Source organism: Amorphus orientalis, assembly GCF_030814015.1.
Classification (GTDB): Bacteria; Pseudomonadota; Alphaproteobacteria; order Rhizobiales; family Amorphaceae; genus Amorphus; species Amorphus orientalis.
Map to the genome: position 1 here is coordinate 310,084 of NZ_JAUSUL010000004.1, position 25,337 is coordinate 335,420.

A 25,337-nucleotide genomic window follows, 5' to 3' on the forward strand; every position below is an offset into this window, starting at 1 on the left:
TCTCGCAGCCCTCCGACGATGCTGCGAGCGGGTCGGAAGGTGCGATCGTGCCGACCCCCGACGAGGCGGGCCAGCGCGCGGAGGATCGGCCGGACGGCATGCCGCAGGTGGATTCCAGCTGGTTCGACGAGCGGTTCCAGACTCCTCCGCAGGTCGAACTGACGCGACCGCCGGAAACCGGAACGCAGGCCACCCCCGCACCGGCCGACCAGCCGCAGACCGATCCGCCGCTCCCGCCACGCAAGCCATAGATCCGAACATGAGCCAGACCGCGCCATCCGCCGACGCTTTCGATCTTCTCGCCTTCTGGTGGGATGCCGGTCCCGCCGCCTGGTTCAGTGGCGGTCAGGACTTCGATTCCGCCTGTGCCCGGTTCAGGTCGCTGCGGGACAGGGCGGCACGGGGCGACCTCGACCACTGGGCCGAGACGCCGCACGGGGCTTTGGCCCTCCTGCTCCTTCTGGATCAGCTGCCGCGCAATCTCTTCCGGGACCAGGCCGAAGCTTTCGCCACCGACGGCAAGGCCCTTGACGTGGCCGAAGCCGCCATCGCGAAAGGGTTCGACCGCGCCTACCCGATGCCGGCGCGGAACTTCTTCTATCTTCCGTTCATGCACTCGGAAGAGCTGGCCGTTCAGGAGCGCTCCCTCGACCTCTACCGGACCGTCGGCGACCAGGACGTCTATTTTTATGCGCTGGTCCACTACGATGCGATCCGCCGGTTCGGCCGGTTCCCGCACCGCAATCCCTGCCTCGGCCGCACCACGACGGAGGCCGAACGCGCCTATCTGGACAGCGGCGGCTTCTCCGCCTGAGCGCGGGCGTTTGTGCACGGAACGAACGGTCTCGGGCGTATTTCGCCAAAGTGCGATCGCGCAACGGCCCGCTCTCAGTGAGAGGCGTAAGCTTGCGTGAGCGGGACTGTGAGATCCTTTGGCGAGTTAGCGCGAGGCCTGGGCGCTTGGGTTCGGCCGGGCCCAGACTTCCATCTCCGCGCCGACGATCGGACCAGGCCCGCCCGCAGCATCGATCTGGACCAGCACGACGCACGCCCCGTCGCCATCGCGGTTCAGTTCGCTCATCGGCAGATCGATGGCGACCTCGTCGCCCTTCCACATGCCGATGGCGCGCAGCGACCGCACCACGTTGTGATAGACGATCTCGCGGCCGGTGTTTTCGCCGCGGGAGATCGCAACAGCGACTTGTGGCACCACATGGCCGAGCCAGATCGTGGCGGTGCGGCCTTTGGTGTCGCGGCCGGGCCCCACCCGCACTTCCAGCACCGTGCCGTTGCGATGCATGGAGACCGGAATAGAGGGAGCCTCGCCATGCGCCTTCTGAAGCGCGATCTCGCGCAGCACCGCCGCCTCGTCGTTGCCGACCACGTCCTCGCGGCCATTGACGACCATCTGCGGGGTGTAGACGGCGCCGTCGCCACGTGCCTGTGCGTAGGCGAACTGGCGCTCGGTGTTGTCCCGCGACGCGAGCGTGTCGCTCCAGCCGAGATAGTCCCAGAGCGTCACGGGGTAGGACAGCGCGATGACGTTGCCGTTCTCCGCAAGCTTGCCCACCAGCTTGTCGGCCGGCGGACAGGACGAACATCCCTGGCTGGTGAAGAGCTCGATCACCGGCTTTTCGGCCCGTGCGCTGCCGGGAGCGCCAAGCAGCCCGGCGCCTGAGGCGAGGACAACGGCGGCGAACAGCAAGGCTCTTGATCCGAGCATCGGGAACGGGTCCTGCTTGGGGGTCCGGCTTCTTCTTCTGCGCCCTTGGGGCACCGAGGGGACACTACCGGCGCTGCGGCTCACCGGAAAGTAACGGACGGGTGACGCAGCCGCCTCCCAATTCCTAAACGCCTGAGGAAGCGCCGCGAACGGCCTTGGAAGCCCGCTCGTCACGTTCACGTGTTGCGCTCGACGAAGGACTTGAGATCGGCGGTGGCGCCGTCGGGATTGGCGAAAGGCATGATGCCGCCGGCTTCCACGACCTCGCGGTCGTGGGTGAGCGCCCAGACAACCGAGGGAAAGGCGATGTCGTTCCAGGGAATCTCCGACCAGGAAAACAGCGCCACCTCGAGGCTCTCGTCGCCGGCAGCGAAGCCGCCGGAGAGCACCGAGCGGTAGATCAGCTGGACCTGGGACAGCCTGTGAATGGTGTAGACGGACAGGAGGCCGCCAAGACGGATGTCGGCACAGGCCTCTTCCCGGGCCTCGCGCACGGCCGCTTCCTCGGGCGATTCGTTCAGCTCCAGATAGCCGGCGGGGATCGTCCAGAAACCGCGCCGCGGCTCGATGGCGCGCCGGCACAGGAGGATCTTTTCGCCGACCCGAACCACCGAGCCGGCCACGATCTTGGGATTCTCGTAGGCGACGAACCCGCACTGCCGGCACACGGCCCGTTCCCGGTCGTCGCCTTCGGGAACACGAAGCTGGAAATCGGGTTCGGTGTCGTTGCTGCTCATGACGGTCAGGATGGCGGCACGAAGCCGAAAAGATCAACCTCGGGAAGGGCGCTCGTCCGCTCAGGAGGCCTCGTCGCGGGCCTTGTCGAGCGCCGCGCCGAACGGACCGGAGAACGCCTCCTCCGTCAGCGGGCCGACGAACTTGTAGCGGATCGTGCCGTCCGGCCCGACGACGAAGGTCTCCGGCACGCCGTAGACGCCCCATTCGATGGCGGCGCGCCCGGTCTCGTCGGCGCCGACGATGTCGTAAGGATTGCCGAAGGTGCCGAGGAAGCGGCGGGCGTTTTCCGGCTCGTCCTTGTAGTTGATGCCGACCATCTGCACCTCGCCGCGCTGCTTGAGTTCCATCAGCAGCGGATGCTCGACCCGGCAGGGGGCGCACCACGACGCGAACACGTTGACCACGCTCGCCTTGCCCTGAAGCATCGCCGGATCAAGCCCGGGAATATCTGCACCGTCGGTCGTCAGGCCGGCCACCGCCGGCAGATCGGTGGCCGGCGCGGGCTTGCCGATCAGGGCGGACGGGATCGCGGACGGGTCCTTGCCGGACAGGAGCTGCATCAGGAACACGCCGGACAGCACCACGAACAGCGCCAGCGGGATCAGCAGCACCCAGATCAGCCGCGAGCGGCGGGGCGTCTGCGGAGCGTCGGATGCCTCGGTTGCCGGACTGTCGGGATCGTGCCGCGCCGTCATTGGGTCTCTCCCCCGCGGCTCCGGCGGCCGCCGTGGCGGCTTTCCAGCCGGGCAAGACGCGCCTTCAGCCGGCGCCCGTCGACGACGATCCAGCCGAACAGCACCGCGACCAGCACGATCGTGACCGCATAGGCGCCGACGATATAGCCCAGGTGCTCGACCGCCATCATGCGCGCTCCTTCCGGCCCTCGTAGGCCGCGCGGATGGAGATCGCCCGGATGCGCCGGCGCAGGATCTCGTTCTTCATGGACATCAGGATCATCACCGCGACTAGGCTCATGAACGCCGCGCCCATGAGAAGCAGCGGGATCAGCATGGAGATGTGAATCGTCGGGCCGTCGAAGCGGAAGACGCTCGCCGGCTGGTGCAGCGTGTACCACCAGTCGACGGAGAACTTGATGATCGGAATGTTGATGACCCCGACCAGGATCAGGATCGCGGCCACGCGGCCGGCCCTAATCGGATCCTCGATCGTGTGCCAGAGCGCGATCAGCCCGAGATACATCAGGAGCAGGACCAGCATCGACGTCAGCCGCGCGTCCCAGACCCACCAGGCGCCCCACATCGGGCGGCCCCAGAGCGAGCCGGTGACGAGACAGATCAGCGTGAAGACGGCGCCCACCGGAGCGGCCGCCCGTGCGGTGACATCGGCCAGCGGATGCTTCCAGACGAGACTTCCGAGCGCTGCCGAGGCCATCACCACGTAGACGAACATGCCGACCCAGGCGGCCGGCACGTGGACAAACATGATGCGCACCGTCTCGCCCTGCTGGTAGTCCGCGGGCGCGACGAAGAAGCCCAGGTAGAGCCCGGCCGCCATCAGCGCGACCGTCAGCGCCGCAAGCCAGGGCAGGAGCCGGTCGGCAAGCGACACGAACCGCGTCGGGTTGGCGAGCGATTGCAGCGTCGACTGGGAGGGGGCGGACACGTTGGCCAAAGGCGTTGTCTCACTGTTGCAGCAGGCCCGGGCCGCGAGGCCGAGGGCCGGCGGCGGACCTGTACCGCGCGGTCAGGTGCGACCTCCGCAATACCACGTCAAGTCTGGTGGCGTCTTGGCCGCACCTCCGGCCCGACGACGCACCGGTCCCGATCATGCCGATCCCGGTCGATCCGTCCATCTCCGGTCATCCCTCGCCCGCGCGCAGCGCCGCGGCCGCGGCGATCGGACCGATCACGCCGGCCACCAGCGACAGAGCACATAGGACGAGAAAGGGGGACAGGAAGGGGGCCGGATCGGTCACCGCGCCGAGCACGGCGCCGACGCCGAACACCAGGGTGGGCACGCTGAGCGGCAGCACCAGGATCGCGATCAGGACCCCGCCGCGCCTGAGCGAGACCGTCAGCGCCGCGCCGATCATCCCGATCAGGGTCAGCGCCGGCGTTCCGGCCAGAAGCGTCAGCGTGACGGCGGCGATGGCATCGGCCTGCATGTTCAGGAGCAGCCCCATGAAGGGAGCTGCGACGACCAGCGGCAGGCTGGTCGCGGTCCAGTGGGCGAGCCCCTTGACCAGCGCGACCAGCTCCAGCGGATGGCCGGCGGTCACCAGAAGATCGAGGCTGCCGTCTTCCTGGTCGGCCTGGAACAGACGGTCCAGTCCGAGCAGCGTGGCCAGAAGCGCCGCGATCCACAGGACGGCCGGTCCGATGCGCTGCAGGAGCGGAAGATCCGGCCCGATGGAAAACGGCATCAGGGTGACGACCACAAGAAAGAAGAGCACGCCCATCGGCGCCCCGCCGCCGACCTTCACGGACAGCCGGAGATCGCGCCGGAACAGGGCCAGAAGGGCGCGGCTCATGGCGCGGCCTCGGCAATCGCGAACGGGGCGAGCCGGTCGACGTCCAGCGGCAGGTGGGTCGCCGCGACGACCAGTCCGCCGGCATCGAGGTGGCGCTCGATCATGGCGCAGAAGCGTCGTTCGGACGCGGCGTCGAGCGCGCCGGTCGGTTCGTCCAGAAGCCAGACCGGCCGCGGCGCGGCAAGAAGCCGCGACAGGGACAAACGCCTCTTCTGCCCGGCGGAGAGCACGGAAGCGGGAAGATCGACCAGATGAGCCAGATCGAGCGGCTCGAGCGCCGCTTCGATCCCGTCGAGGTCCAGAGGCGTGCCGAGCCAGGTTGCCCAGAACGCCATGTTCTGCTGAACGCTCTCCTGGGTCTTCACCGCATCGAGATGGCCGACATAGTGCACGTGGCTCGCCATCGGCGCTTCCGGATCGGCGCCGGCGAACGCCACGCTGCCTTCCGTCGGCTTCAGGAGCCCGGCAAGGGCGCGAAGCAGCGTCGACTTGCCGGAGCCGTTCGGGCCGGTCACCGCCACCCCGGCGCCGGCGGGAACGTCCAGCGACAGCCCCTCGAAGACCCGCCGGCCGCCGCGATCGACGGCGAGATCGCGAACCGCGAGAGCATCGATTGTCCAGTTGGTTTCGGCTGACTTGGAAATGGTCGGCATCCGGTCATTGGCGGCGCGGCATCGCTGCCGCGCAAAATGGCAGGACCGATATGCAAAAGGCAACGCGCGCTGATCTGGAACCGGTCTACAAAATTGGGTATAGGGCAGGCAACTGGAGGCCGGCGAGCGCGTTTTACCCTCGTCGACCCGAGTGCGCCCCGTCCTTTCTCCCCCGGACGGAGGCCGCCACGCCGATCCGTTTCGCCGGCGCCTTTGGCGCCATCGCGGCCGGACCGATTGCACGCCAACGGAAGGTGACGCCGTGACCGAATCCTCGCTCGACAGCTTTAAATCCCGCAAAGACCTCCAGGTCGGAAACCGCAGCTACGTCTATTACAGCCTTCCCGACGCGGCGAAGGAAGGACTGGACGGAACGGACCGCCTGCCGTTCTCGCTGAAGGTGCTTCTGGAGAACCTCCTGCGCTACGAGGACGGACGCTCCGTCTCCGCCGACGACATCAAGGCGATGAAGGGCTGGCTCGACGAGAAGAAGTCCTCGCGCGAGATCGCGTTCCGTCCGACCCGCGTGCTGATGCAGGACTTCACCGGCGTTCCGGCCGTGGTCGACCTCGCCGCCATGCGCGACGCCGCCAAGTCCCTCGACACCGATCCGACCAAGATCAACCCGCTGGTGCCGGTCGATCTGGTCATCGACCACTCCGTCATGGTCGACGCCTTCGGCAACGCCATGGCGTTCGAGACCAACGTGGACCGGGAATACGAGCGCAACAACGAGCGCTACGAGTTCCTGAAGTGGGGTCAGGGCGCGTTCGACAACTTCCGCGTGGTCCCGCCCGGAACCGGCATCTGCCACCAGGTGAACCTGGAATATCTCGGCCAGACCGTCTGGTCGAAGAAGGAGAACGGTCACGAGGTCGCCTATCCCGACAGCCTCGTCGGCACCGATTCCCATACCACCATGATCAACGGCCTGTCGGTCCTGGGCTGGGGCGTCGGCGGTATCGAGGCCGAGGCGGCCATGCTCGGCCAGCCGATCTCCATGCTGATCCCGGAAGTGATCGGCTTCAAGCTGACCGGCACGCTCAACGAAGGCGTGACGGCCACCGACCTGGTGCTGACCGTCACCCAGATGCTCCGCAAGAAGGGCGTGGTCGGCAAGTTCGTCGAGTTCTACGGCCCGGGCCTGTCGTCCATGAGCCTGGAAGACCGTGCGACGATCGCCAACATGGCTCCGGAATACGGCGCGACCTGCGGCTTCTTCCCGGTGGACGACGAGACCCTCAAATACCTCAAGGACACCGGCCGCGATCCGGGCCGCGTGGAGCTGGTCGAGGCCTACACCAAGGCCCAGGGCCTGTTCCGCACCGACGACACCCCGGATCCGGTGTTCACCGACACCCTCGCGCTCGACCTGGGCGACGTGGTGCCGTCCATCGCCGGTCCGAAGCGGCCGCAGGACCGCGTCGCGCTGACCGACGCGAAGTCGGCCTTCGAGAGCGCGATGGGCTCCGAGTGGAACAAGGCCGGCGAAATGGGCAAGCGTGCGCCGGTCGAGGGCCGCGACCATGATCTCGGCCACGGCGACGTTGTGATCGCGGCGATCACCTCGTGCACCAACACCTCCAACCCGAGCGTGATGGTGGCTGCCGGCCTCCTCGCCCGCAACGCCGTCGCCAAGGGCATGACCGTGAAGCCCTGGGTGAAGACGTCGCTCGCGCCGGGTTCCAAGGTGGTGACCGACTATCTCGCCAAGGCCAACCTGCAGGACGATCTCGACAAGCTCGGCTTCAACCTGGTCGGCTACGGCTGCACCACCTGCATCGGCAACTCCGGCCCGCTGCCGGAAGAGATCTCCAAGACGATCGCCGACGCCGATCTGGTGGCCTGCTCGGTGCTGTCCGGCAACCGGAACTTCGAGGGCCGCGTCAATCCGGACGTGCGGGCGAACTATCTCGCCTCCCCGCCGCTGGTCGTCGCCTACGCCATCGCCGGCTCGCTGTTCGTCGACCTCAGCAAGGACGCGCTGGGCGAGGACGCGAACGGCAATCCGGTCTACCTCAAGGACATCTGGCCGTCCTCCAAGGAAGTGGCCGAGCTGGTTCGCAGCGCCATCAACGAGAGCATGTTCGAAAGCCGCTACGGCGACGTATTCAAGGGTGACGAGCACTGGCAGTCGATCGCGGTCGAAGGCGGATCGCTCACCTACTCGTGGGACTCCAAGTCGACCTACGTGCAGAACCCGCCCTATTTCGAGGGCATGACGATGACCCCGGACAAGGTCACCGACATCGAGAACGCCCGCGTCCTCGGCCTGTTCGGCGATTCCATCACCACCGACCACATCTCGCCGGCCGGTTCGATCAAGAAGGATTCGCCGGCGGGCCGCTATCTGACCGAGCACGGCGTCGACGTCCGCGACTTCAACTCCTACGGCTCGCGGCGCGGCAACCACGAAGTCATGATGCGCGGCACCTTCGCCAACATCCGCATCAAGAACCAGATGGTGCCGGGCGTGGAAGGCGGCGTGACGATCCATCACCCGTCGGGCGATCAGCTCGCCATCTACGACGCCGCCATGCGCTACCGCGACGAGAACGTGCCGCTGGTAATCTTCGCCGGCAAGGAATACGGCACCGGCTCGTCCCGTGACTGGGCGGCCAAGGGCACCCGGCTTCTCGGCGTGCGCGCGGTGATCGCGGAATCCTTCGAGCGCATCCACCGCTCCAACCTGGTCGGCATGGGCGTGCTGCCGCTGGTGTTCAACAAGGAAGGCGACACCTGGGAAAGCCTCGGCCTGAAGGGCGACGAGACGGTCTCGATCTCCGGCCTGGCCGGCGGCATCGAGCCGCGCGCGGTCCTCACCGCCCACATCACCAAGGCCGACGGCGAGACCCTCGAGGTGCCGCTCTTGTGCCGGATCGATACGGCGGACGAGATGGACTACTTCGAGAACGGCGGCATCCTGCACTTCGTGCTGCGGAACCTGGCTGAAGCCGCGTAAATCCGGGTTCGGGTTCGTCCGATCACGGTTGCGTCAAGTTGCGGTCCGGCCGGGCGGTTTGCGCCTTGCCGGGCCGTTTTTTTGTCACCATATTCGCCCTGCGGGAGCTTGCGCGCAGCGCGCGGTCCCGCGTGTCATCGACGACTTGGGAGAGAGGAACCAGATGTCGACCTTCGACCGGAATTCAGTTGGGCGAGCACAGGGCTACGCCACCGGCCGCGCCGAGGCCGGCGTCATAGACCAGGGCCTGCGCGCCTACATGACCAAGGTCTACAACCTCATGGCCATCGGCCTTGCGGTGACCGGCTTGGTGGCGATCGGCGCGTTCTACATGGCGGTGACCGGCGATGCCGGCTCGGCGGCCCAGATGTCGGGTGGCGGCGCCGCGCAGATCGGCCAGGGCATGTACCTGACCAGCTTCGGCCTCGCGCTCTACGCCTCGCCCCTCAAGTGGGTCGTCATGCTCGCCCCGCTCGGCATGGTGTTCTTTCTGAGCTTCCGGGTTCAGAACATGAGCGTCTCCGGCGCCCAGACCGCGTTCTGGGTGTTCGCCGCGCTGATGGGGCTCTCGCTGTCGTCGATCTTCCTGGTCTTCACCGGGCAGTCGATCGCGCGGGTGTTCTTCATCACCGCCGCCTCGTTCGGCGCGCTCAGCCTCTACGGCTACACCACGAAGAAGGACCTGTCCGGCTGGGGCTCGTTCCTTTTCATGGGCCTGATCGGCATCATCATCGCCTCGCTGGTGAACCTGTTCATCGGCTCCAGCGCGCTGCAGTTCGCGATCTCCGTGATCGGCGTGCTCGTGTTCGCCGGCCTGACCGCCTACGACACGCAGCAGATCAAGGAGATGTACTATGTCGGTGACGACAGCAGCGTCGCCGGCAAGAAGGCGATCATGGGCGCCCTCAGGCTCTACCTCGACTTCATCAACCTGTTCATGATGCTGCTGCAGCTGTTCGGCAACCGCCAGTAGGCGCACGCCGGCATCTACCGGACAGACACGGTTCAGGGCGCGGCTTCGGCCGCGCCTTTTGCTTTTCTGGGGATACCGGAAAGGCCCGCGCAGGGTTGGCGCGTCATCATCTGCCGCGTCACCTTGCGCCCAAGGCCAGTCTTCGAGAAACTAGGATCTGCGTCGAATCACTCGGCGCGACAAACACAAGCGGCGGAGATCCTTCCCATGCCACGCTTGTTCACCGGGCTCGAGATCCCGCCGGACATCCGTATGCGCCTTGCGCAGCTCCGAGGCGGACTCCGCTCCGCCCGCTGGATCGACACCGAAAACTACCACATCACGCTTCGCTTCATCGGTGACATCGACGACCGCACGGCCGACGAGGTCGCCGCGATGCTCGACACCGTGAAGCGCACCGAAGTCCGTGTCCGGCTGTCCGGTCTCGGTGCATTCGGCTCCCGCAAGCCCCACTCGATCTGGGCGCGGGTGGAGCCGACGCCGGAGCTGCTGGAGCTTCAGGCCGAGCAGGAGCGGCTCCTGCAGCGCATCGGCCTGCCCCCGGAAGGCCGCAAGTTCACGCCCCATGTCACGATTGCTCGGCTGAAGGGGGCCTCGGCCCGGGAAGTGGCGAGCTGGCTGTCGATCCGGGGCGATTTCGAAGCGCCGTCCTTCATGGCCTCGCGCTTCGTGCTGTTTTCCTCCCGCGCCTCCCAGGGCGGCGGTCCCTATCTCGTGGAAGAGGAATATCCGCTCTACGCCGACGCGGCATGAGCTCCGCGCGCCGACGGGCCTGAACTGCGCGCGCGCATCACCGAATAAAGCGCAGGCAGCGGGCCCGCGCGCCGCAGCGCGCACGTCCCTTCGCGCTATTCGCAGTGGTGGTAGCTGCCGTCCTTGTTGTGACGGGCCAGATCGAAATGGAAGTGGTCGCGGTGGTGGCGGTCGCCGTCGGGCCCGATCACCGTCGTGAACTCCTTGCAGGCGTCCCCATGGACGGTGCGCAGGAAGATCGCATCGGAGCCGTCGCTGACCCAGCCGTCCTCGACCGTGATGGTCCGGCCGTCGGCGAGCGTGAAGCCGGATACGTCGAGGGCGTTGGCGAAGGAGTGTTCCGACAGCCGGGCGCCGCGCTTGTTGTTGCGGGTCCGGCAGCCATAGGAGGCGGCCACCTTCACCTCGCTGACCGGCACGCCGAAGAGGGCGTTGGCCATCGGCTGGACGGTGTCGTTCAGCCAGCGGTCGACCGCCGGGATCATCGGACAGGCCATCGTCGCCGCGGGCTGCATGGCGATCGTGCCGGAGCTGGCCGCCATCACCTTGAACGGCTTGTTGGCCCCGCAGGCGCCGACCCGGATGCGCTCCCGGGGCTCCATGTAGGCGGAGGGCTGCACCTCGCCGGAGCGCAGGCAGTTGCGCTCGGCGATGTCGCGCCAGGCGGCCCGGCGCTCCTGATGCTGGGGCCCGCGCGAGCAGCCGGCAACGACCGCCACGATCAGAAGACACGTGGTTACGATCGCGAAGAGGCGTCGGGCAGAGGGGCGCTGGACCAGGGTCATGGCCCCGACCAGACCGCACCGAGGCAAAGATCGGCTTAAGAGAACTGGTTAATGCGTCCGCGATCGATCACAGGGGCGTCAGTGATGGATGGCCAAGAATCTCTGTCCCTGGATTCCGGCTTTCGCCGGAATGTGCGGGAGATTGAGGCGGGCTTTGCTTTCGTTCTTCGCAATCCCGGCCGGAAAACCGGTGCCCACTTTTCCTGGGATTGCTTTCAGGACGCCGACAGCGTGGCGATCAGGAGCGTGAGGCCGAGGAACAGCACGACGAGTGCGCCGGCCGCTTCCAGTCCGCCGTGGACCCGGGCGGCAAGCGGAGAGCCCGCCCCGGACATCCGGATCGCCAGGCCCTTGGCGCCGACGGCGGCGAGCGCAAGGAGCGAGACGGTGATCGCCGTTCCGAGCCCCATGACGTAGGCCGACGCGATGCCGGCGCCCAGCAGGCCCTGGGACAGGGCGAAGACCAGCACGATGACCGCACCGCTGCACGGGCGGAGCCCGACCGCGAGCACCGCGGCCACCGCCGCCCGCAGCGAGGTTGCCCGGGCAACCGTCTCGGGGTCGATGCCGTGGGAATGGCCGCATCCGCACTGGGCCGCCGCCTCGGCGGTGGTGTGGTGATGATCGTGGCCGTGGCCGTGATGATGATGACCGTGCGCATGCGACGCGTGACCGTGATGGCCGTGCCCGTCGCCACCATGGTCGTGACCGGCATGACGATGCCGCTCCGTCTGCGCATACGCCACGGATGCCGACAGGGCGGACGCGGTCACGACACCCGGACCGGTCCGGACCCGCCTGAAAGCGGGACGCAGGATCTTGCGCCACACCAGCGAGGCACCGAGCAGCGTGACCATGGCATAGGCCGCGATCTCGATGGTCTCGATGGAGCGCGACATCTGCAGGCTGGTCAGGTTGAGCACCGCCGCCGCGATCAGCACGACGACAACGGCGGTCGTGGCCTGGACGGCGGAGGCGGCGAAGGACAGGCCGACGGCCCGACGCGCCGTCGCCTCATTGGCGAGCATGTAGGACGACACCACCGCCTTGCCGTGCCCCGGCCCGATGGCGTGGAACACGCCGTAGCCGAACGACAGCGCGATCAGCAGCCAGGGCGCCGCCCCGCTCGCCTTGATCTCCGACAGGGAGTCCGTGAGCGCGCGGTAGAAGGTCGACTGCCAGGCCGCGACCCAGGCGAAGAACCCCGCCAGCGGCCCGGAGACCGGCGCGGCGGAGGGTTCCGGCGCGCCCACGCCAAACGGCCCACCTGCAGCCAGCGCGGGCTGAACGGCGACCATCGCCACAAGCAGGATCAGACCGGCAAGGCCGCAGAGCGCAAGCGGATGGACTCTCATTTCGCGCATGTCACCAGCGCCTCGTTGGCCAGAACGTCGGTCATGGCCCGGTACTGATCGGGGATCTCGCGTTGACTGGAGGGGATCGCCGCGAGCTGGGTCGCGGTCATCGGGTCGAGTTCCCCGGCGAGCTGGGTGTTGAGCACGCATTCAGCCGGCGCGTCGATCAGGGTGAACGGCTGCTGCTTGGTCATCTCGAAGGCGACGAAATATTCCGGATCGTAGACTTCCAGCGTGACGCTGTCGCCGGCCAGGGCAAGCGGCTCAGCCAGCGGCAGCACGAAATAGAGGGTCAGACGCCCGCCGCTGTAGTCCAGCCAGTAATCCTCCGCATCCGCAAATGAGAGGTCCTCCCCGTCGTGGCTGAGGAAGGTGAAGTTATCGTACTCCTTCAGCGACTCCACGTTCACCTGGGCCAGCTCGGAGAGTTCCTCCTGGGTCAGGATCCCGTTCTGATCCGCATCCAGGCCCTGGACCGCAAAAGAGGAGAAGGGCGCGTCGAACCGCCAGGCGTGGCGCACGGCGGACAGATCGCCCGTGCCATCGAAGACGAGCTCACTCTTGGCCTCGACGAAGACGTGGGGATGGGCTTCGGCAGTGTCGGCACCGATCATGACGGCGGCCGCTGCCATCACCATTGCGGACAGGCGCGTCCTCCAGTCGAGCCGACCCTTCGCCCTCCGGCTCATCCCGAGCACAGTTCTATCTGTCAAGCTGCCTCCCGGTTCGGGCGATTCGGCCCGCAAGCCCAAGGGATATCATCGCGATACACCCTTTCTACGTGCCACCATGGCGGCAAGATGACCGCACACCTGCCAACCGATCGGAACAATATCCCCATGTTTCGATTGACGAAGGTGAATTCGTCCGGTTCGGAGCGTCGAAGGCGGACATTCAACCATGAAATCCCGTTCAATCGAACGCACGTTTCAATGGCAGGACGGAATGACGGGTGCGAAAGGAGCGAGGCATGGACATGCAGGACCCCGGCGTATCGGCCGTCTTCGACCATCCCGCCTTCGACGATCACGAACAGGTCGTCTTCTGCAGCGACGCGGAAACCGGACTGCGGGCCATCATCGCCATCCACGACACCCGGCTGGGACCGGCGCTCGGAGGGTGCCGCATGTGGGCCTACGGGTCCAGCGGCGAGGCGGTGACGGACGCGCTCCGCCTGTCCAGGGGCATGACCTACAAGAATTCGCTCGCCGGGCTCGATCTCGGCGGCGGCAAGTCGGTGATCATCGGCGATCCCGGACGTGACAAGACGCCCGCCCTTCTGGCGGCATTCGGCCGGCATGTCGAAACGCTCGGCGGACGCTACACCACCGCGGAAGATGTCGGGATATCCACCGAGGACATGGAACAGGTGGCAACCGCCACGTCCCATGCCCGCGGCACCCCGGCGACGGGGCTCGGCGATCCCTCCCCCTATACTGCGCTGGGCATCCTGAGCGGCATCAAGGCGGCCCTTGCCCACCGCACCGGCTCGGACGAGATCGCCGGCCGGCGGATCGTCCTTCAGGGTCTCGGCCATGTGGGCTGGCATCTGGCCGACCTCCTGGCGAAGGAAAAGGCCCGGCTCGTCGTCGCCGACGTGGACGCCTCCACCGCAGAACGTGCGGAAGCGGCGTTCGGCGCCGAACGCGCAGAAGCGGACAGCGCCCACAGGATCGAGGCGGACGTGTTCGCGCCCTGTGCGCTGGGCGCCGGGCTCAACGCCAGGACGATCCCCGAGCTCGGCGCTGGAATTGTCGCGGGGGCCGCCAACAACCAGCTCGCCACCGAGGCGGACGGGGAGCGGCTGATGGCCCGCGGCGTCCTCTACGCACCGGACTACGCGATCAACGCCGGCGGCGTCATCTCCATTGCCCTGTCGAAACCGGGCGGCGACGACACCGCCGTCATGGAACGGGTGACGGCGATCGGCGAGACGCTCCGGCAGATCTTCGTGCGCGCCGACGCTGACGGCCTGCCGACCGACGTCGTCGCCGACGCGATCGCCCGGGAGCGCCTCGAGCGGGCAGGCGCCAGAGCAGATCCCCTTCAAACCGAAACGGTCTGATCGGGACGGGTCGCGCTCAGTCCGCCGCCACCGTCAGCTTTGACGGTGCTGGCGCCGGCCGTGGCTCCTCGGCGCCGCCGAGTTCAGCCAGATGCACCGGATCGCCAAACCATTCGGCGAGGTGGTCGACGAGGGCCCGGACCTTGCCGGACAGATGCCGGCGGTGCGGGTAGACCGCATAGATCGCCCCGGCGTTGCAGACATAGTCGTCCAGCACCGTCTCCAGCCGCCCCTCCAGGATTTCCCGGCGGGCGACGGGATAAGGCAGCATCGCGAAGCCGATGCCGTGCAGCGCGGCCACCTTGGCAGCGTTCGGGCTGTTCGCCTCCAGCCGGCCGGACACCGCGACCGAATGACGGGTGCCGTCCACCACGAAGCCCCAGTTCGACCGCCAGCGCGCGTTGGTGTCGATGACGCAGGGCAGCGCCGCCATGTCGTCGGGCACGGACGGGCGGCCATGGTGTTTCAGAAGCTCGGGACTGGCCGCAACGACCAGGCGCAACGGCGCGAGCTTGCGGGCGATCAGGCTGGAATCGGCGAGTTCGGACACGCGGACGGCCATGTCGAAGCCTTCCTCCACCAGATCGACGAACCGGTCGTCGAGGCGCAGGTCCAGCGAGATCCGGGGTTCCTTGCGGGCAAAGGCGACGATCGCCTCCATCAGCACCCCTTCGCCCAGGGTGCGCGGGACGGCGATGCGAAGACTGCCCCTGACCTCCCGATGGGTGTCGCGGACCACGTCCTCCAGATCGGACATGCGCTGAAGGATTTCCAAGGCCTCGCGATAGTAGGCGAGACCGGCTTCCGTCGGGGCCAGCGTGCGCGTGGTCCGGTTCAGGAGACGCACGCCGAGCCGGTTCTCCAGCTCCGCCACGTGCTTGGAGAGGATGGCCTTGGACCGCCCCTCCTTCCGCGCCGCGGCGGAGAAGCCGCCGGCGTCGACCACCGCCACGAACGCTGCCATACGCGCCAAGGTGTCCATCGGGATCCGTTTCCCACGCTCGCTACCGTTCACTTTCGTTAAACGGAGCTGGGCAGATTCAGGCCGATTGTCAACAGGCGTCCGCTGCAACCTGCCGATGGCACCGGGTCTCCGGTTCGGGTGCGGACACGCGCTGCCGGGGCAACGTGCAGAAAAGCCACAGCACCCGAGGGTACCCGTCCGCAGCGGCGTTGCCGCTTGCACGTGTCGGCCGATCGGGCCGATAAATGCCCCGTGATGCGGCGGTTTTTTGGCTCGGGGGAATGCGTTGCGATGGATCGTTTCAATCCGCCTGTTCGCCGGTTCGGCCTGAGAGCGTTCGGACTTGCGACTGCCCTCGCCGCCGCGTCTCTCGCCAGCCCGGCTGCCGCCCAGAGCTGGTCGCTCTATGACGACGGCGACACGTCCTTCACGATCCCCAAGAGCCCGAACAGCCGGCCCGACAGCTACGAATACGATCTGAAGATCACGACGACGCGGCGCGACGGGACGTCCGTCACCAGCGCCGCCCGCAAGATCGAGATGGACACGGGCTCGACCGGTCTGGTGATCGCCGCCGAATATCTGGGCGAGACCGCCGACACGCTGACGGGCGAGGCCGGCTGGGCGTTCTACAATTCGTCGGGGCTCCTGATCTGGGGCAAGCTGACCGAGGCCACCGTGACCTACCTGGATCCGGCGACCGGGCAGCCGATCGTCGCCTCCAATGTCCGGGTGCTCGCCGCCACCAACAGCCGGTGCACCGGCTACGGCGACAACCCGTGCGACCAGAACGCCCACAGGACGATCTCCATGATGGGCGTCGGGTTCGGCCGCAACACCCTCGGAGAAGGTGCGCTCGACTATGACAGCCCGACCATCGCCGAGCAGCTGATCGCCGCGCCGACGACCTCCCAGGCGTTCAATCCGCTGGTGAACATCGCCGCGCCGGACGGCTCCGCCTTCAATCAGGGCTACATCATCCGGCGGGGCGAGGTGATCGTCGGTCTGACGCCCGCCAACACCAGCGGCTTCGCCTTCGGCAAGCTGGAAGCCGATTCCCAGACCGGGGCCTGGGGACAGGGGGCGATGTCCGTGACGGTCTCCGGGGGCAGCGAAGGCACGGTCGGGCCCCAGTCCGGCATCCTTCTGGCCGATACGGGCATCCCGAATTCGTTCATCCACGTTCCCGGGCAGGCCTCCGGGCCGGTCTCGTCGGCAAGCACCGTGACCGTTCAGGTTCTCGATGCCGGCGATACCGTCAGCTACAGCTACCGGGTCGGCTGCACCTCGGCCTGCAGCCCGCAGAAGCCGACGTCCGTGCAATGGGTCGGACCTTCCGCGACCGACCGGGGCGTCGGATACGTCAACACCGGCATCCGGTTCTATGACGGCTTCTACTATCTGTTCGATCCGACGAACGGCTATCTGGGCGTCGCGCCGGATCCGAACGTCAGCGGGACCAACATCGTGTTCACCCCGGTCATCTCCGCGATCGGGCAGATCACGTTCGACACGCCGTTCTCCACCACCATGCCGGTGTTCCTGCGCGCCAGCAGCACCAACCCGGCCGCGATCGCAACCGGGACGACGGCCACCTTCGAGAACGCCCTGACCGGGCCCGGCGATCTGATCGTCAACGGCACCGGGACCGTGACGCTGAACGGGGTGAACACCTATTCCGGCCACACCACCGTTCAGAGCGGCACGCTGGCCGTGACCAGCCAGCTCGCCAGCGCGGTCACCGTGCGCAGCGGCGGCACGTTCAACCTCTCCGGCCAGCTGTCCGTGGCGGGGGCGACCGCCCCGCTGGTGACCGTGGACACCGGGGGCGCGTTCGACCTGGCGGGGACCGTGTCCGGCAACGTCAGCAATTTCGGCACGACCACGGTGCAGTCTTCGGGCCGGATTGCCGGCGACGTCTCCACGGCCGGATCGTTCGTCAACAACGGCACCGTCTCCGGCACGCTGACCACCACCGGCCGGCTGTCGGGAACGGGCACCGTCGCAAATCTGGTCGTCGCCCAGGGCGGCACGCTCGCCACCGGCAACTCCATCGGCACCATGACCGTCACCGGCACCTACACGTTCGGCCCCGGCGCGACCCGGGAGGTGGAGGTCGGCGCGGACGGCTCCATCGATCTCCTGCGGGTCAGCGGAACCGCGACGCTTTCCGGCGGCACCGTGATCGTCTCCCACGAGCCCGGCCTGGTGCCGGTGCTGGGCGACCGCTACGTCTTCCTGACGGCGGACGGTGGCGTCACCGGCACCCATTCCAATCTCGTCGGCGGCCTGTTCGACGACGCGCTCTATCCGTTCCTCACCACGGGCCTCTCCTACGGCGCCACCGACGCGGCACTTCAGGTCGTGGACAGCCAGGTCAGCTTCGAAGCCGCAGGCACCACGCCGAACCGCCGGGCCGTGGGCGCCGCACTCGACCGGTTCGTGCAGGGCACCGCGCTGGACTATCCGCTGACCCACCTCACCATCGATCAGTACAATCTCGCCGCCGATCAGCTCTCCGGCCAGATCCACGCCTCGACCCTGACGGCCCTGCAGAACGATGCCCGGCTCGCGCGCGACACCATCCAGGCCCGGCTCGGCGCGGCGTTCGCGGAAATGGGCGCCGCACCCATGTTCGCCTCCAACGGCACGTCGGGCATGAACCTGCCGGGTCTGACGGCCAGCGCCTGGGCGTCCGCCTACGGCAACTGGGGTGACATCGACGGCACCGGCAACGCGTCCAGCCTGTCCACCTCCCTGACCGGGACCCTCGCGGGCGTGGACGCGGCGATCCACACCTGGGGGCGGGTCGGCTTCGCCGCCGGCTACGGGGCGGGCCGGTTCAAGTCGCCGGATCTTGCCGCCTCCGGCACGTCGGGCACGACCACCCTCGCCGCCTATGGCGGGGCGGTGCGCGGCATGATGCGCGCCAGCCTCGGCGCGAGCTTCGCCTGGCACGACATCGAGACCGACCGGACGATCGCCTTCCCGGGCTATTGGGCCCAGCAGAGCGCGGACCATTCCGCGACGACGGGCCAGATCTTCGGCGAGGGCGCGATCGATCTGGGTTTCGCACCCGTCGATACCGAAGCGTTTGCCGGGCTCGCCTTCGTGCAGACGTCGACGGATGCCTTTTCAGAAGGCGGCGACCTGACGGCGCTGTCGGCGACCGGCGCGACCCAGTCGAACACGCTCACGACCCTCGGGCTGCGGCTCGCAAAGTCGGTGCCGCTGGCGGGCGGTGTCCTGCGGCCGCACGCGACGCTCGGCTGGCAGCACGCCTTCGGCGACGTCGACCCGGACATGGACCTGACCTTCGCCCGGAGCGGGGCGGGCTTCACCGTGGCCGGCGCGCCGATCGCCCGGGACGCGGCCATTGTCGGCGCCGGGCTCGACTTCGTCCTCACCCGGCGGGCCACCCTGTCGGTCGCCTATGACGGCCGCATCGGCAGCGGCACGGCGGAGCACGCGGCAACGGGCGAGCTCTCGGTCACGTTCTGATTGCGGCGGTCAGGGCCGACCGGGTCAGACCGCCCACAGCGCCGGAACCATGAAGCTGTCGGCGCAGACCACGCGGCCGCCCTCTCCCCCGCCGACCTCGGGTGCGAGCCGGACCACCTGCCAGGCGTCGGCGTGTTCGGTCGCGATCGGACACGGGGGCGGGAAGCCGGCCGCCATCGCCGGCTCGAACCCGAAACGTCCGTAATAGGCGGGATCGCCGAACACGAAGACGAGGCCGCATCCGGCCTGGCGCAGCCGGTCCAGCCCGGCCTCGACCAGTCGGCTGCCGATCCCAGTCCGCTGGTGGTCGGGGTCGACGGCCAGGGGCGCCAGCATGGAAGCGGGCAGCCCGGTCGTGCCGGTCTCCACCCGGGCGGCGGAAAACAGGACATGGCCCTCTATCCGATCGCCATCGACCGCCACGAGCGAAAGAACCGGATCCGCACTCGGATCGGCCAGCACGCGGCGGACCAGATCCGCCTCGTCGTCCTGGCCGAAGGCCCGGCGTTCGACCTCCAGAACGGCATCGAGATCACCGTCCTGCGCGTCGCGGATGATCATGTCATGCCTCCCGGAAACGCCGCATCATCCCGGATGAGAATGGGCCAGACCGGCGATCTGATCTATCCCGCTTGCCCGCCAGACATAAAAAAGCCCGGGCGCCTTCCAGCACCCGGGCTTCGTTATGGCTGCCTGACTTTGGCTCAGGCCGCGGCGGATTCGTCCAGCGCCGGATAGTCGGTGTAGCCCTCGCGGCCGCCGCCATAGAAGGTCTTGCGGTCGGGCTCGTTGAGCGGCGCGTTCTTCTCCAGCCGCTCGGCGAGATCCGGGTTGGCGATATAGGGCCGGCCGAACGCGACCAGGTCCGCCTTGCCGGTCTCCACCGCATCGATCGCCATCTGACGGTCGTAGCCGTTGTTGGCCATGTAGGCGCCGTCGAAGCGGGCGCGCAGCGCCTCGATCGACTGCCCCTCGGCCAGATCGCGGGAGCCGCCGGTCTGACCCTCGACGAAGTGGAGATAGGCAAGCCCGAAGCCGTTGAGGATGTCGACCACGCGTTCGAACAGGGGCATCGGATCGGAATCGGTCAGGCCGTTGGCGTTGGAGAACGGGCTGAGGCGGATGCCGACCCGGTCGGCGCCCCAGACCTCGGTGACGGCCTCGACCACTTCGCGCATCAGCCGGGTGCGGTTCTCGATCGAACCGCCGTATGCGTCGGTGCGCTGGTTGGCGCCGTCGCGGAGAAACTGGTCGATCAGGTAGCCGTTGGCGCCATGCACCTCGACCCCGTCGAAGCCGGCATCGACGGCATTGCGGGCCGCCTTGCGATAATCCTCGATGACACGCGGAATTTCCGAGAGCTCAAGCGCGCGGGGCGTCGAGGTGGCCAGGAACTCCTTGCCGTCGAAGGTCTTCGCTTCGGCCGCGATCGCCGAGGGCGCGACCGGCGGCTGGCCATCCGGCTGCAGGGTGTCGTGGGAGATCCGGCCGACGTGCCACATCTGCAGGACGATCCTGCCGCCCCTGGCGTGGACCGCGTCGGTCACGGCCTTCCAGCCGGCGACCTGGGCGTCGCTGTGGATGCCCGGCGTCCAGGCATAGCCCTTGCCTTCGGGGCTGATCTGGCTCGCTTCGGTGACAATCAGGCCCGCGCCGGCGCGCTGGGCATAATAGTCGACGTGCATGTCGACCGGCGCGTCGTCTTCGGCCCGGGCGCGGTTGCGGGTGAGCGGGGCCATCACGATCCGGTTCTTCAGATCCAGGGCCCCCGCCTTGAACGGGGTGAACAGTTTCGGGGTGGTCATCGTCGTCTCCGTGGTCAGGTCAGGCTGTCTTGGGAACGGTTTATTTCGGACCCGTCAGTCCAGAATTCAACGTGCGAGCGTCGTCGACGGGCGCTTTATTGGGGTGAGGCGAACAGCGCCCGCCCCTGGGCCAGCGCAGCCGAGATCGCGTCCGGCGAGAGACCGGACTTGCGCAGAGTGACCGTTCCGATCGCCAGGGCGGCCAGCGCCCGGGCACGATCGATTGCGGCGGCCGGATCGGACGGGGACAGCGCCTCGGCGAAGAGCTGCTCGATCCGGTCGATATGGCGCCGGCCGATGGCGGCCACCCGGTCGTTGTGGGGCGCGAGTTCGGTGATGCAGTTGACCAGCAGGCACCCACGCGGCCCGCCCTGGGGATCGGCGAGGGCGGCCAGCATGGCGTCCACCGGCTCACCCTCCGGACGATGGGCGATCTCGGACAGGGCCGACAGCGCATCCTCGGAATAGGCGCTCAACGCGGCCAGGAAGACCTGCTCCTTGGAGCCGAACGCGGAATAGAAGCTGGACCGGCTGAGGCCCATTGCGCCCGTGAGATCGTCGAGCGTCGTGGCCTCGTAGCCGCGGGTCCAGAACACCTGCAGCGCGGCCGACAGGGCGGCCGCCTCGTCGTATTCGCGCGGACGTCCGGGACGGGATCTGGGTCGGGTGGCCGTATCGCTCATGGGTTGACAATATGGACTGGCTGGTCCGGAAATCAATGCCGAACCGTCCGGAGGGGGTCGCGGCGCGCCGCCCGACCACCTACCTGAGGACCAGACAGCCGCCATCCGGCGCCCCCATTTGCGAGGATCGACCCCGATGATCCCCTATTCCCTGCTCGATCTGTCGCCCATTCCCGAAGGCGGAAGCGCGACGGAGTCCTTCAAGAACAGCCGCGATCTGGCCCGCCACGCGGAGGCGCTCGGCTACAACCGCTACTGGCTGGCGGAGCACCACAACATGCCCGGCATCGCCAGCGCGGCGACCGCCGTCCTGATCGGCCACATCGCCGACGCGACGCAGACGATCCGGGTCGGCTCGGGCGGGATCATGCTGCCCAACCACGCGCCGCTGATGGTGGCGGAAGCCTTCGGCACGCTGGCGACGCTGCATCCCGGCCGGATCGATCTCGGCCTCGGACGCGCACCCGGCACCGACATGGCGACGGCCCGGGCGCTCCGCCGCAACCTGGAGGGCACCGACAGCTTTCCCCAGGACGTGGTGGAGCTGATGGCCTATCTCGGCGACGAGCGACCGGACATGAAGGTGCGCGCCATTCCCGGCGTCGGCACCCACGTTCCGGTCTGGATGCTCGGCTCGTCGACGTTCGGCGCGCAGCTCGCCGCCCATCTGGGCCTGCCCTACGCCTTCGCCTCCCATTTCGCGCCCGGCGCGCTGGCCCAGGCCGTTTCGGTCTACCGGGAGACCTTCCGGCCCTCCGCCCAGCTCGAGCGGCCCTATTTCATGCTGGCCATCAACGTGTTCGCCGGCGCGGACGACGCGGAAGGTCGCTATCTGATGTCGTCGGCGCAGCAGCAGTTCGCCAATCTGCGCACCGGAAATCCGGGCCGCCTGCCCCGCCCGGTGGAGACCATCGCGGACGTGATCTCTCCGCATGTGATGCCGATGGTGGACCAGGCGCTCGCGTGCACCGCCGTCGGCGGGCCGGACACGGTGCGGCGGCAGCTTGCGGAGCTGATCGGCACCTACCGGCCCGACGAGGTCATCCTGGCCGGCCAGATCCACGATCACGACAAGCGCAAGCGGTCGTTCGAGATCGCGGCGGAGGCGATGCGGGAGATCGGCCGGGCGGAAGCGGCGGAGTAGGCGGAGGAGCCAGGGAGCAGGCGCGGCCACCATCCCGCCTGCTCCGAGCTGCCGTTCCGCAACCGGCAATGCGGTATGATTAATTCACACCGCCATGCTATCCTCATCCAAAGGAGATCAGCATGCCGAGCGAAAAGAGGACCTTCAGCCTCCCGGGCGAACACGTCGCCTACATCGACGGGCTCGTCGCGTCAGGCTCTTACGCCTCAGGCAGTGAGGTCGTGCGGGCCGGATTGCGCGCTCTCAAGGAGCGCAACGAAGCAGTGGAGGCCTGGCTGCGCGAGGAAGTGGCGCCCACCTATGACGCCATGCAGGCCGACCCGGATCGCTCTCGAACGAGCGAGGAGGTCTTCTCCGCCATTCGTGCCCGCCATTCGGCGAGTTTGAAGGACGGTGCGTGAAGCGCTGGCCGGTCGTCTTCGCGCCCGAGGCCGAAGACGATCTTATAGCCCTTTATGACTGGGTCGCCGATCGGGCCGGCGAAGCGACGGCGATCGGCTACATCGCCCGAATAGAAGCCTTTTGCACCGGTCTCGAAACGGCGCCCGAACGCGGCCACCTGCGCAACGACATCCGCCCTGGTCTGCGCATCCTCGGCTTCGAGCGGCGCGTCACGATTGCAATTTCAGTCGATGAGCACCGGGTAACGATCCTGAGACTGTTCTATGGCGGTCGCGATTGGGACAGTATGCTGTAAGTTGCAACACGTTCGCTCGTTTAAACCATCAAGTGACGCCTGCCTCGCGCCCGCCGGAGATCCCCCCATGAGCCTGGACTTCCTGATCACGTCGCTGATCGTCGTCATCTCGCCGGGCGCCGGCGTCCTGTTCACGCTGGCCGCCGGCCTGTCGCGCGGCGCGAAGGCGAGCGTCATTGCCGCGTTCGCCTGCACGCTCGGGATCATTCCGCACATGGCGGCGGCGATCACCGGGCTGGCCGCTCTCCTCCACACCTCGGCCGTCGCCTTCCAGACGCTGAAGATCCTCGGCGTCGCCTATCTGATCTACATGGCCTGGCAGACCCTGAAGGAGACCGGGGCGCTGCGCGTCGACGCGGACGTGGCGCCCCGCTCGGTGCGCCGGACCATCGTCGAGGCGCTGATGGTCAACGTGCTGAACCCCAAACTCTCGATCTTCTTCTTCGCCTTCCTGCCCCAGTTCGTGACGCCGGGCGAGCCCCAGGCGCTGGCCCGCATGCTGGAGATGAGCGGCGTGTTCATGGCGATGACGTTCACGGTGTTCGCCGTCTACGGCGTGTTCGCCGCCGCCGTCCGCGCCCATGTGCTCGCCCGGCCCCGCGTCATGGCCTGGATGCGCCGCACCTTCGCCGCCGCCTTCGTCGGGCTGGGCGTCAAGCTGGCGCTGGCGGAACGGTAGGGCAACAACGAAAAGCTCGAGGAAAGCCGGTGGCTCTTGAACTTGCCGACTGGATCCAAGAGGGAGAAAAATTCTCCGCTATTTGTATTGCCTGCGACCTGACCGAAGACACTGACCCTGTCTTTGATGAAGGCGAACAGCTGGCAATTTTGCCAAATTGGAAAATTACTCTCAATTCTGAATGGAGCAGCTGGATCGGAGAAATCCATATTGAAGAGATCAAGGATACGAATCTTATCTTAGTCAGCAAATCTACATCCGAGACTCCTAAAGTCCTTGATGGAGAAAATCAAAGACACAATCAAGCGTCTTGGCTCCAGTATATCGGCCTTCTTCTCTCAAGTTCATTTCACAGCTGGTCGGCACCTATTCGGATAGGGGGAGGGAAAGTATCCTCCAAGCTTTCCTTGCGAGAATATGCTAGGATTGACCCCCCGAAAGCCTCAATTGGCACCATCCAACCGGCAATAGATGCGAGGGACCTTAGAACCGCATTTGAGCTTGGAAAAAGCCTATATTGGCATAAAAACAACCCTGAACCACAAGGAAGCTGGCGCATCAACCGCATCCTCAGACTTTATGAAGAAGCCAGGCAGAGACCCGAAATTATTGATAGAATACACCAGTTTTCAAGATGCATAGAAGGCTTAATATTAGCATCGCCCGGAAAGACCAGACGGCAATTCAAAAGTCGTACGGAACTTTTTATTGGAGAGAATCATCACAATACGATGGATCGAATATACAGAATTCGGAGCGACGTAGAGCACCTAAATGAAGATTATCTCCTCTCTCCGAGAATTAGAGATAAATTGCTAGAGATCGCCAGACAAGAGATATTCATCTCGTCTGTCGCGCGTCACGCCTTAACGAAGATCGTTGCGAATCCGATATTGTACGGCCATTTCGCCAACAGGGAGGCGCTATCCAAATTTTGGGAGCTGCCCGGCGAAGAGCGGAGGGCGATTTGGGGGACCGAATTTAAGCCCCTCGAACTCGTGAACAAATTTTATCCTGATATAATTTCGAATAGCGAGCTCGGAATTGAATGATGTCGTCGCGAATACTCGATTTGCATTCTAACGCGAATAATAGGGCCATGCGCACGACATCCTACAGCGACCTTCGCCGCAATCTGGCCGACGCCCTCGGCCGGGTGACAAACGACCACGAGCCGGTGATCATTATCCGCGGCCGAGGCAAACCGGTCGCCGTCCTGATGTCGCTGGAGGACTTCGCCTGCTGCCAGGATAGCCGCTATCTTCTGCAGAGCCCGCGCAATGCCGACCGGCTGTTGATGGCAGTCTCAGATCTGGATGGCGGCGAGGCAAGCGCCACGTCAGAGACCGCCTCCTGATCGCCCAGT

26 protein-coding genes are annotated in these 25,337 nt (G+C 66.8%); 12 read left to right on the plus strand and 14 right to left on the minus strand.

Going from position 1 to position 25,337, the window contains the following annotated elements; genetic code table 11:
* Positions 1–259 precede the first annotated feature (259 nt).
* Positions 260–814: a DUF924 family protein gene (locus J2S73_RS18435; RefSeq protein WP_306887124.1), complete on the plus strand. Its 555-nt coding sequence runs from the start codon at positions 260–262 to the stop codon at positions 812–814.
* A gap of 126 nt (positions 815–940) precedes the next feature.
* Here J2S73_RS18435 and J2S73_RS18440 read toward each other — a convergent pair whose 3' ends face one another.
* The 7 genes from J2S73_RS18440 to ccmA form a co-directional block, all read right to left on the minus strand.
* The gene (locus tag J2S73_RS18440; RefSeq protein ID WP_306887125.1) at positions 941–1,723 is read right to left on the minus strand and encodes a DUF1223 domain-containing protein; all 783 of its coding nucleotides are present in this window, start codon (positions 1,721–1,723) and stop codon (positions 941–943) included.
* 176 nt (positions 1,724–1,899) lie between these two features.
* Positions 1,900–2,460: an NUDIX hydrolase gene (locus J2S73_RS18445; protein ID WP_306887126.1), complete on the minus strand. Its 561-nt coding sequence runs from the start codon at positions 2,458–2,460 to the stop codon at positions 1,900–1,902.
* A gap of 60 nt (positions 2,461–2,520) precedes the next feature.
* Entirely contained in the window at positions 2,521–3,156 is a 636-nt protein-coding gene (locus tag J2S73_RS18450; protein ID WP_306887127.1) for a DsbE family thiol:disulfide interchange protein, read from the minus strand.
* A complete protein-coding gene (gene ccmD, locus J2S73_RS18455; protein ID WP_306887128.1) occupies positions 3,153–3,326 on the minus strand; it encodes a heme exporter protein CcmD in 174 nt (57 codons plus the stop codon). Before ccmD ends, J2S73_RS18450 begins: the two co-directional genes overlap by 4 nt.
* Positions 3,323–4,093 (minus strand): heme ABC transporter permease, encoded by a 771-nt coding sequence (locus J2S73_RS18460; protein ID WP_306887129.1) that lies wholly within the window; start codon positions 4,091–4,093, stop codon positions 3,323–3,325. Before J2S73_RS18460 ends, ccmD begins: the two co-directional genes overlap by 4 nt.
* Before the next feature lie 187 nt (positions 4,094–4,280).
* On the minus strand, positions 4,281–4,952 hold the full coding sequence (gene ccmB, locus J2S73_RS18465) for a heme exporter protein CcmB (RefSeq protein WP_306887130.1): 672 nt from the start codon (positions 4,950–4,952) through the stop codon (positions 4,281–4,283).
* Positions 4,949–5,605 carry a heme ABC exporter ATP-binding protein CcmA gene (gene ccmA, locus J2S73_RS18470; RefSeq protein WP_306887131.1) on the minus strand — a complete coding sequence of 219 codons (657 nt, stop codon included), beginning with the start codon at positions 5,603–5,605 and terminating at the stop codon, positions 4,949–4,951. Before ccmA ends, ccmB begins: the two co-directional genes overlap by 4 nt.
* 262 nt (positions 5,606–5,867) lie before the next feature.
* On the opposite strand from ccmA, the gene acnA reads away from it, so the two are divergent.
* From acnA to thpR, 3 genes are all read left to right on the plus strand, one after another.
* Positions 5,868–8,567 (plus strand): aconitate hydratase AcnA, encoded by a 2,700-nt coding sequence (gene acnA, locus J2S73_RS18475; RefSeq protein ID WP_306887132.1) that lies wholly within the window; start codon positions 5,868–5,870, stop codon positions 8,565–8,567.
* A gap of 163 nt (positions 8,568–8,730) precedes the next feature.
* Positions 8,731–9,540 carry a Bax inhibitor-1/YccA family protein gene (locus J2S73_RS18480; protein WP_306887134.1) on the plus strand — a complete coding sequence of 270 codons (810 nt, stop codon included), beginning with the start codon at positions 8,731–8,733 and terminating at the stop codon, positions 9,538–9,540.
* Positions 9,541–9,747: 207 nt separating this feature from the next.
* A complete protein-coding gene (gene thpR / locus J2S73_RS18485; RefSeq protein WP_306887135.1) occupies positions 9,748–10,293 on the plus strand; it encodes an RNA 2',3'-cyclic phosphodiesterase in 546 nt (181 codons plus the stop codon).
* A gap of 95 nt (positions 10,294–10,388) precedes the next feature.
* On the opposite strand, the gene J2S73_RS18490 is transcribed toward thpR, so the two are convergent.
* The 3 genes from J2S73_RS18490 to J2S73_RS18500 all read right to left on the minus strand — a co-directional run bounded on the left by J2S73_RS18490 (position 10,389) and on the right by J2S73_RS18500 (position 13,146).
* The gene (locus J2S73_RS18490; protein ID WP_306887136.1) at positions 10,389–11,078 is read right to left on the minus strand and encodes an extensin-like domain-containing protein; all 690 of its coding nucleotides are present in this window, start codon (positions 11,076–11,078) and stop codon (positions 10,389–10,391) included.
* 215 nt (positions 11,079–11,293) lie between these two features.
* Positions 11,294–12,442 carry a nickel/cobalt transporter gene (locus J2S73_RS18495; protein ID WP_306887137.1) on the minus strand — a complete coding sequence of 383 codons (1,149 nt, stop codon included), beginning with the start codon at positions 12,440–12,442 and terminating at the stop codon, positions 11,294–11,296.
* The gene (locus J2S73_RS18500) at positions 12,430–13,146 is read right to left on the minus strand and encodes a DUF1007 family protein (RefSeq protein ID WP_306887138.1); all 717 of its coding nucleotides are present in this window, start codon (positions 13,144–13,146) and stop codon (positions 12,430–12,432) included. Before J2S73_RS18500 ends, J2S73_RS18495 begins: the two co-directional genes overlap by 13 nt.
* A 257-nt stretch (positions 13,147–13,403) precedes the next feature.
* On the opposite strand from J2S73_RS18500, the gene J2S73_RS18505 reads away from it, so the two are divergent.
* Positions 13,404–14,498 carry a Glu/Leu/Phe/Val family dehydrogenase gene (locus tag J2S73_RS18505; protein WP_306887140.1) on the plus strand — a complete coding sequence of 365 codons (1,095 nt, stop codon included), beginning with the start codon at positions 13,404–13,406 and terminating at the stop codon, positions 14,496–14,498.
* 16 nt (positions 14,499–14,514) lie between these two features.
* On the opposite strand, the gene J2S73_RS18510 is transcribed toward J2S73_RS18505, so the two are convergent.
* A complete protein-coding gene (locus J2S73_RS18510) occupies positions 14,515–15,480 on the minus strand; it encodes a LysR family transcriptional regulator (protein WP_306887141.1) in 966 nt (321 codons plus the stop codon).
* A 273-nt stretch (positions 15,481–15,753) separates the two neighbouring features.
* Between J2S73_RS18510 and J2S73_RS18515 the strand changes: the two genes are divergently transcribed.
* A complete protein-coding gene (locus tag J2S73_RS18515) occupies positions 15,754–18,963 on the plus strand; it encodes an autotransporter outer membrane beta-barrel domain-containing protein (RefSeq protein WP_306887142.1) in 3,210 nt (1,069 codons plus the stop codon).
* A gap of 24 nt (positions 18,964–18,987) precedes the next feature.
* Here the strand turns inward: J2S73_RS18515 and J2S73_RS18520 are convergent, their stop codons facing one another.
* The 3 genes from J2S73_RS18520 to J2S73_RS18530 form a co-directional block, all read right to left on the minus strand.
* Positions 18,988–19,524: a GNAT family N-acetyltransferase gene (locus J2S73_RS18520; protein WP_306887143.1), complete on the minus strand. Its 537-nt coding sequence runs from the start codon at positions 19,522–19,524 to the stop codon at positions 18,988–18,990.
* A gap of 143 nt (positions 19,525–19,667) precedes the next feature.
* On the minus strand, positions 19,668–20,768 hold the full coding sequence (locus J2S73_RS18525) for an alkene reductase (RefSeq protein ID WP_306887144.1): 1,101 nt from the start codon (positions 20,766–20,768) through the stop codon (positions 19,668–19,670).
* 95 nt (positions 20,769–20,863) lie between these two features.
* Positions 20,864–21,451, minus strand: coding sequence for a TetR/AcrR family transcriptional regulator (locus J2S73_RS18530; RefSeq protein WP_306887145.1), 588 nt, complete (start codon positions 21,449–21,451; stop codon positions 20,864–20,866).
* 136 nt (positions 21,452–21,587) lie between these two features.
* Between J2S73_RS18530 and J2S73_RS18535 the strand changes: the two genes are divergently transcribed.
* The 6 genes from J2S73_RS18535 (at position 21,588) to J2S73_RS18560 (ending at position 25,328) form a co-directional block, all read left to right on the plus strand.
* Positions 21,588–22,595: an LLM class flavin-dependent oxidoreductase gene (locus J2S73_RS18535; RefSeq protein WP_306887146.1), complete on the plus strand. Its 1,008-nt coding sequence runs from the start codon at positions 21,588–21,590 to the stop codon at positions 22,593–22,595.
* Between the two features lie 122 nt (positions 22,596–22,717).
* Positions 22,718–22,996 (plus strand): type II toxin-antitoxin system ParD family antitoxin, encoded by a 279-nt coding sequence (locus J2S73_RS18540; RefSeq protein WP_306887147.1) that lies wholly within the window; start codon positions 22,718–22,720, stop codon positions 22,994–22,996.
* Entirely contained in the window at positions 22,993–23,292 is a 300-nt protein-coding gene (locus J2S73_RS18545) for a type II toxin-antitoxin system RelE/ParE family toxin (RefSeq protein WP_306887148.1), read from the plus strand. Before J2S73_RS18540 ends, J2S73_RS18545 begins: the two co-directional genes overlap by 4 nt.
* Positions 23,293–23,359: 67 nt before the next feature.
* Positions 23,360–23,971 carry a LysE family translocator gene (locus J2S73_RS18550; RefSeq protein WP_306887149.1) on the plus strand — a complete coding sequence of 204 codons (612 nt, stop codon included), beginning with the start codon at positions 23,360–23,362 and terminating at the stop codon, positions 23,969–23,971.
* Between the two features lie 29 nt (positions 23,972–24,000).
* Positions 24,001–25,023, plus strand: coding sequence for a hypothetical protein (locus J2S73_RS18555; protein ID WP_306887150.1), 1,023 nt, complete (start codon positions 24,001–24,003; stop codon positions 25,021–25,023).
* Positions 25,024–25,070: 47 nt separating this feature from the next.
* Positions 25,071–25,328: a type II toxin-antitoxin system Phd/YefM family antitoxin gene (locus J2S73_RS18560; protein ID WP_306887151.1), complete on the plus strand. Its 258-nt coding sequence runs from the start codon at positions 25,071–25,073 to the stop codon at positions 25,326–25,328.
* Positions 25,329–25,337 lie beyond the last annotated feature (9 nt).

Bases quoted from the DNA above. Each gene is read 5' to 3' on its own strand.
- J2S73_RS18550 (WP_306887149.1), top strand. From the start codon at position 23,360: ATGAGCCTGGACTTCCTGATCACGTCGCTGATCGTCGTCATCTCGCCG.
- ccmA (WP_306887131.1), bottom strand. From the start codon at position 5,605: ATGCCGACCATTTCCAAGTCAGCCGAAACCAACTGGACAATCGATGCT.
- J2S73_RS18530 (WP_306887145.1), bottom strand. From the start codon at position 21,451: ATGAGCGATACGGCCACCCGACCCAGATCCCGTCCCGGACGTCCGCGC.
- J2S73_RS18515 (WP_306887142.1), top strand. From the start codon at position 15,754: ATGGATCGTTTCAATCCGCCTGTTCGCCGGTTCGGCCTGAGAGCGTTC.
- J2S73_RS18490 (WP_306887136.1), bottom strand. From the start codon at position 11,078: ATGACCCTGGTCCAGCGCCCCTCTGCCCGACGCCTCTTCGCGATCGTA.
- J2S73_RS18480 (WP_306887134.1), top strand. From the start codon at position 8,731: ATGTCGACCTTCGACCGGAATTCAGTTGGGCGAGCACAGGGCTACGCC.
- J2S73_RS18510 (WP_306887141.1), bottom strand. From the start codon at position 15,480: ATGGACACCTTGGCGCGTATGGCAGCGTTCGTGGCGGTGGTCGACGCC.
- thpR (WP_306887135.1), top strand. From the start codon at position 9,748: ATGCCACGCTTGTTCACCGGGCTCGAGATCCCGCCGGACATCCGTATG.
- J2S73_RS18435 (WP_306887124.1), top strand. From the start codon at position 260: ATGAGCCAGACCGCGCCATCCGCCGACGCTTTCGATCTTCTCGCCTTC.
- J2S73_RS18525 (WP_306887144.1), bottom strand. From the start codon at position 20,768: ATGACCACCCCGAAACTGTTCACCCCGTTCAAGGCGGGGGCCCTGGAT.
- J2S73_RS18560 (WP_306887151.1), top strand. From the start codon at position 25,071: ATGCGCACGACATCCTACAGCGACCTTCGCCGCAATCTGGCCGACGCC.
- J2S73_RS18520 (WP_306887143.1), bottom strand. From the start codon at position 19,524: ATGATCATCCGCGACGCGCAGGACGGTGATCTCGATGCCGTTCTGGAG.
- J2S73_RS18450 (WP_306887127.1), bottom strand. From the start codon at position 3,156: ATGACGGCGCGGCACGATCCCGACAGTCCGGCAACCGAGGCATCCGAC.
- J2S73_RS18440 (WP_306887125.1), bottom strand. From the start codon at position 1,723: ATGCTCGGATCAAGAGCCTTGCTGTTCGCCGCCGTTGTCCTCGCCTCA.
- J2S73_RS18445 (WP_306887126.1), bottom strand. From the start codon at position 2,460: ATGAGCAGCAACGACACCGAACCCGATTTCCAGCTTCGTGTTCCCGAA.
- J2S73_RS18505 (WP_306887140.1), top strand. From the start codon at position 13,404: ATGGACATGCAGGACCCCGGCGTATCGGCCGTCTTCGACCATCCCGCC.
- ccmB (WP_306887130.1), bottom strand. From the start codon at position 4,952: ATGAGCCGCGCCCTTCTGGCCCTGTTCCGGCGCGATCTCCGGCTGTCC.
- J2S73_RS18495 (WP_306887137.1), bottom strand. From the start codon at position 12,442: ATGCGCGAAATGAGAGTCCATCCGCTTGCGCTCTGCGGCCTTGCCGGT.
- J2S73_RS18540 (WP_306887147.1), top strand. From the start codon at position 22,718: ATGCCGAGCGAAAAGAGGACCTTCAGCCTCCCGGGCGAACACGTCGCC.
- J2S73_RS18535 (WP_306887146.1), top strand. From the start codon at position 21,588: ATGATCCCCTATTCCCTGCTCGATCTGTCGCCCATTCCCGAAGGCGGA.
- ccmD (WP_306887128.1), bottom strand. From the start codon at position 3,326: ATGATGGCGGTCGAGCACCTGGGCTATATCGTCGGCGCCTATGCGGTC.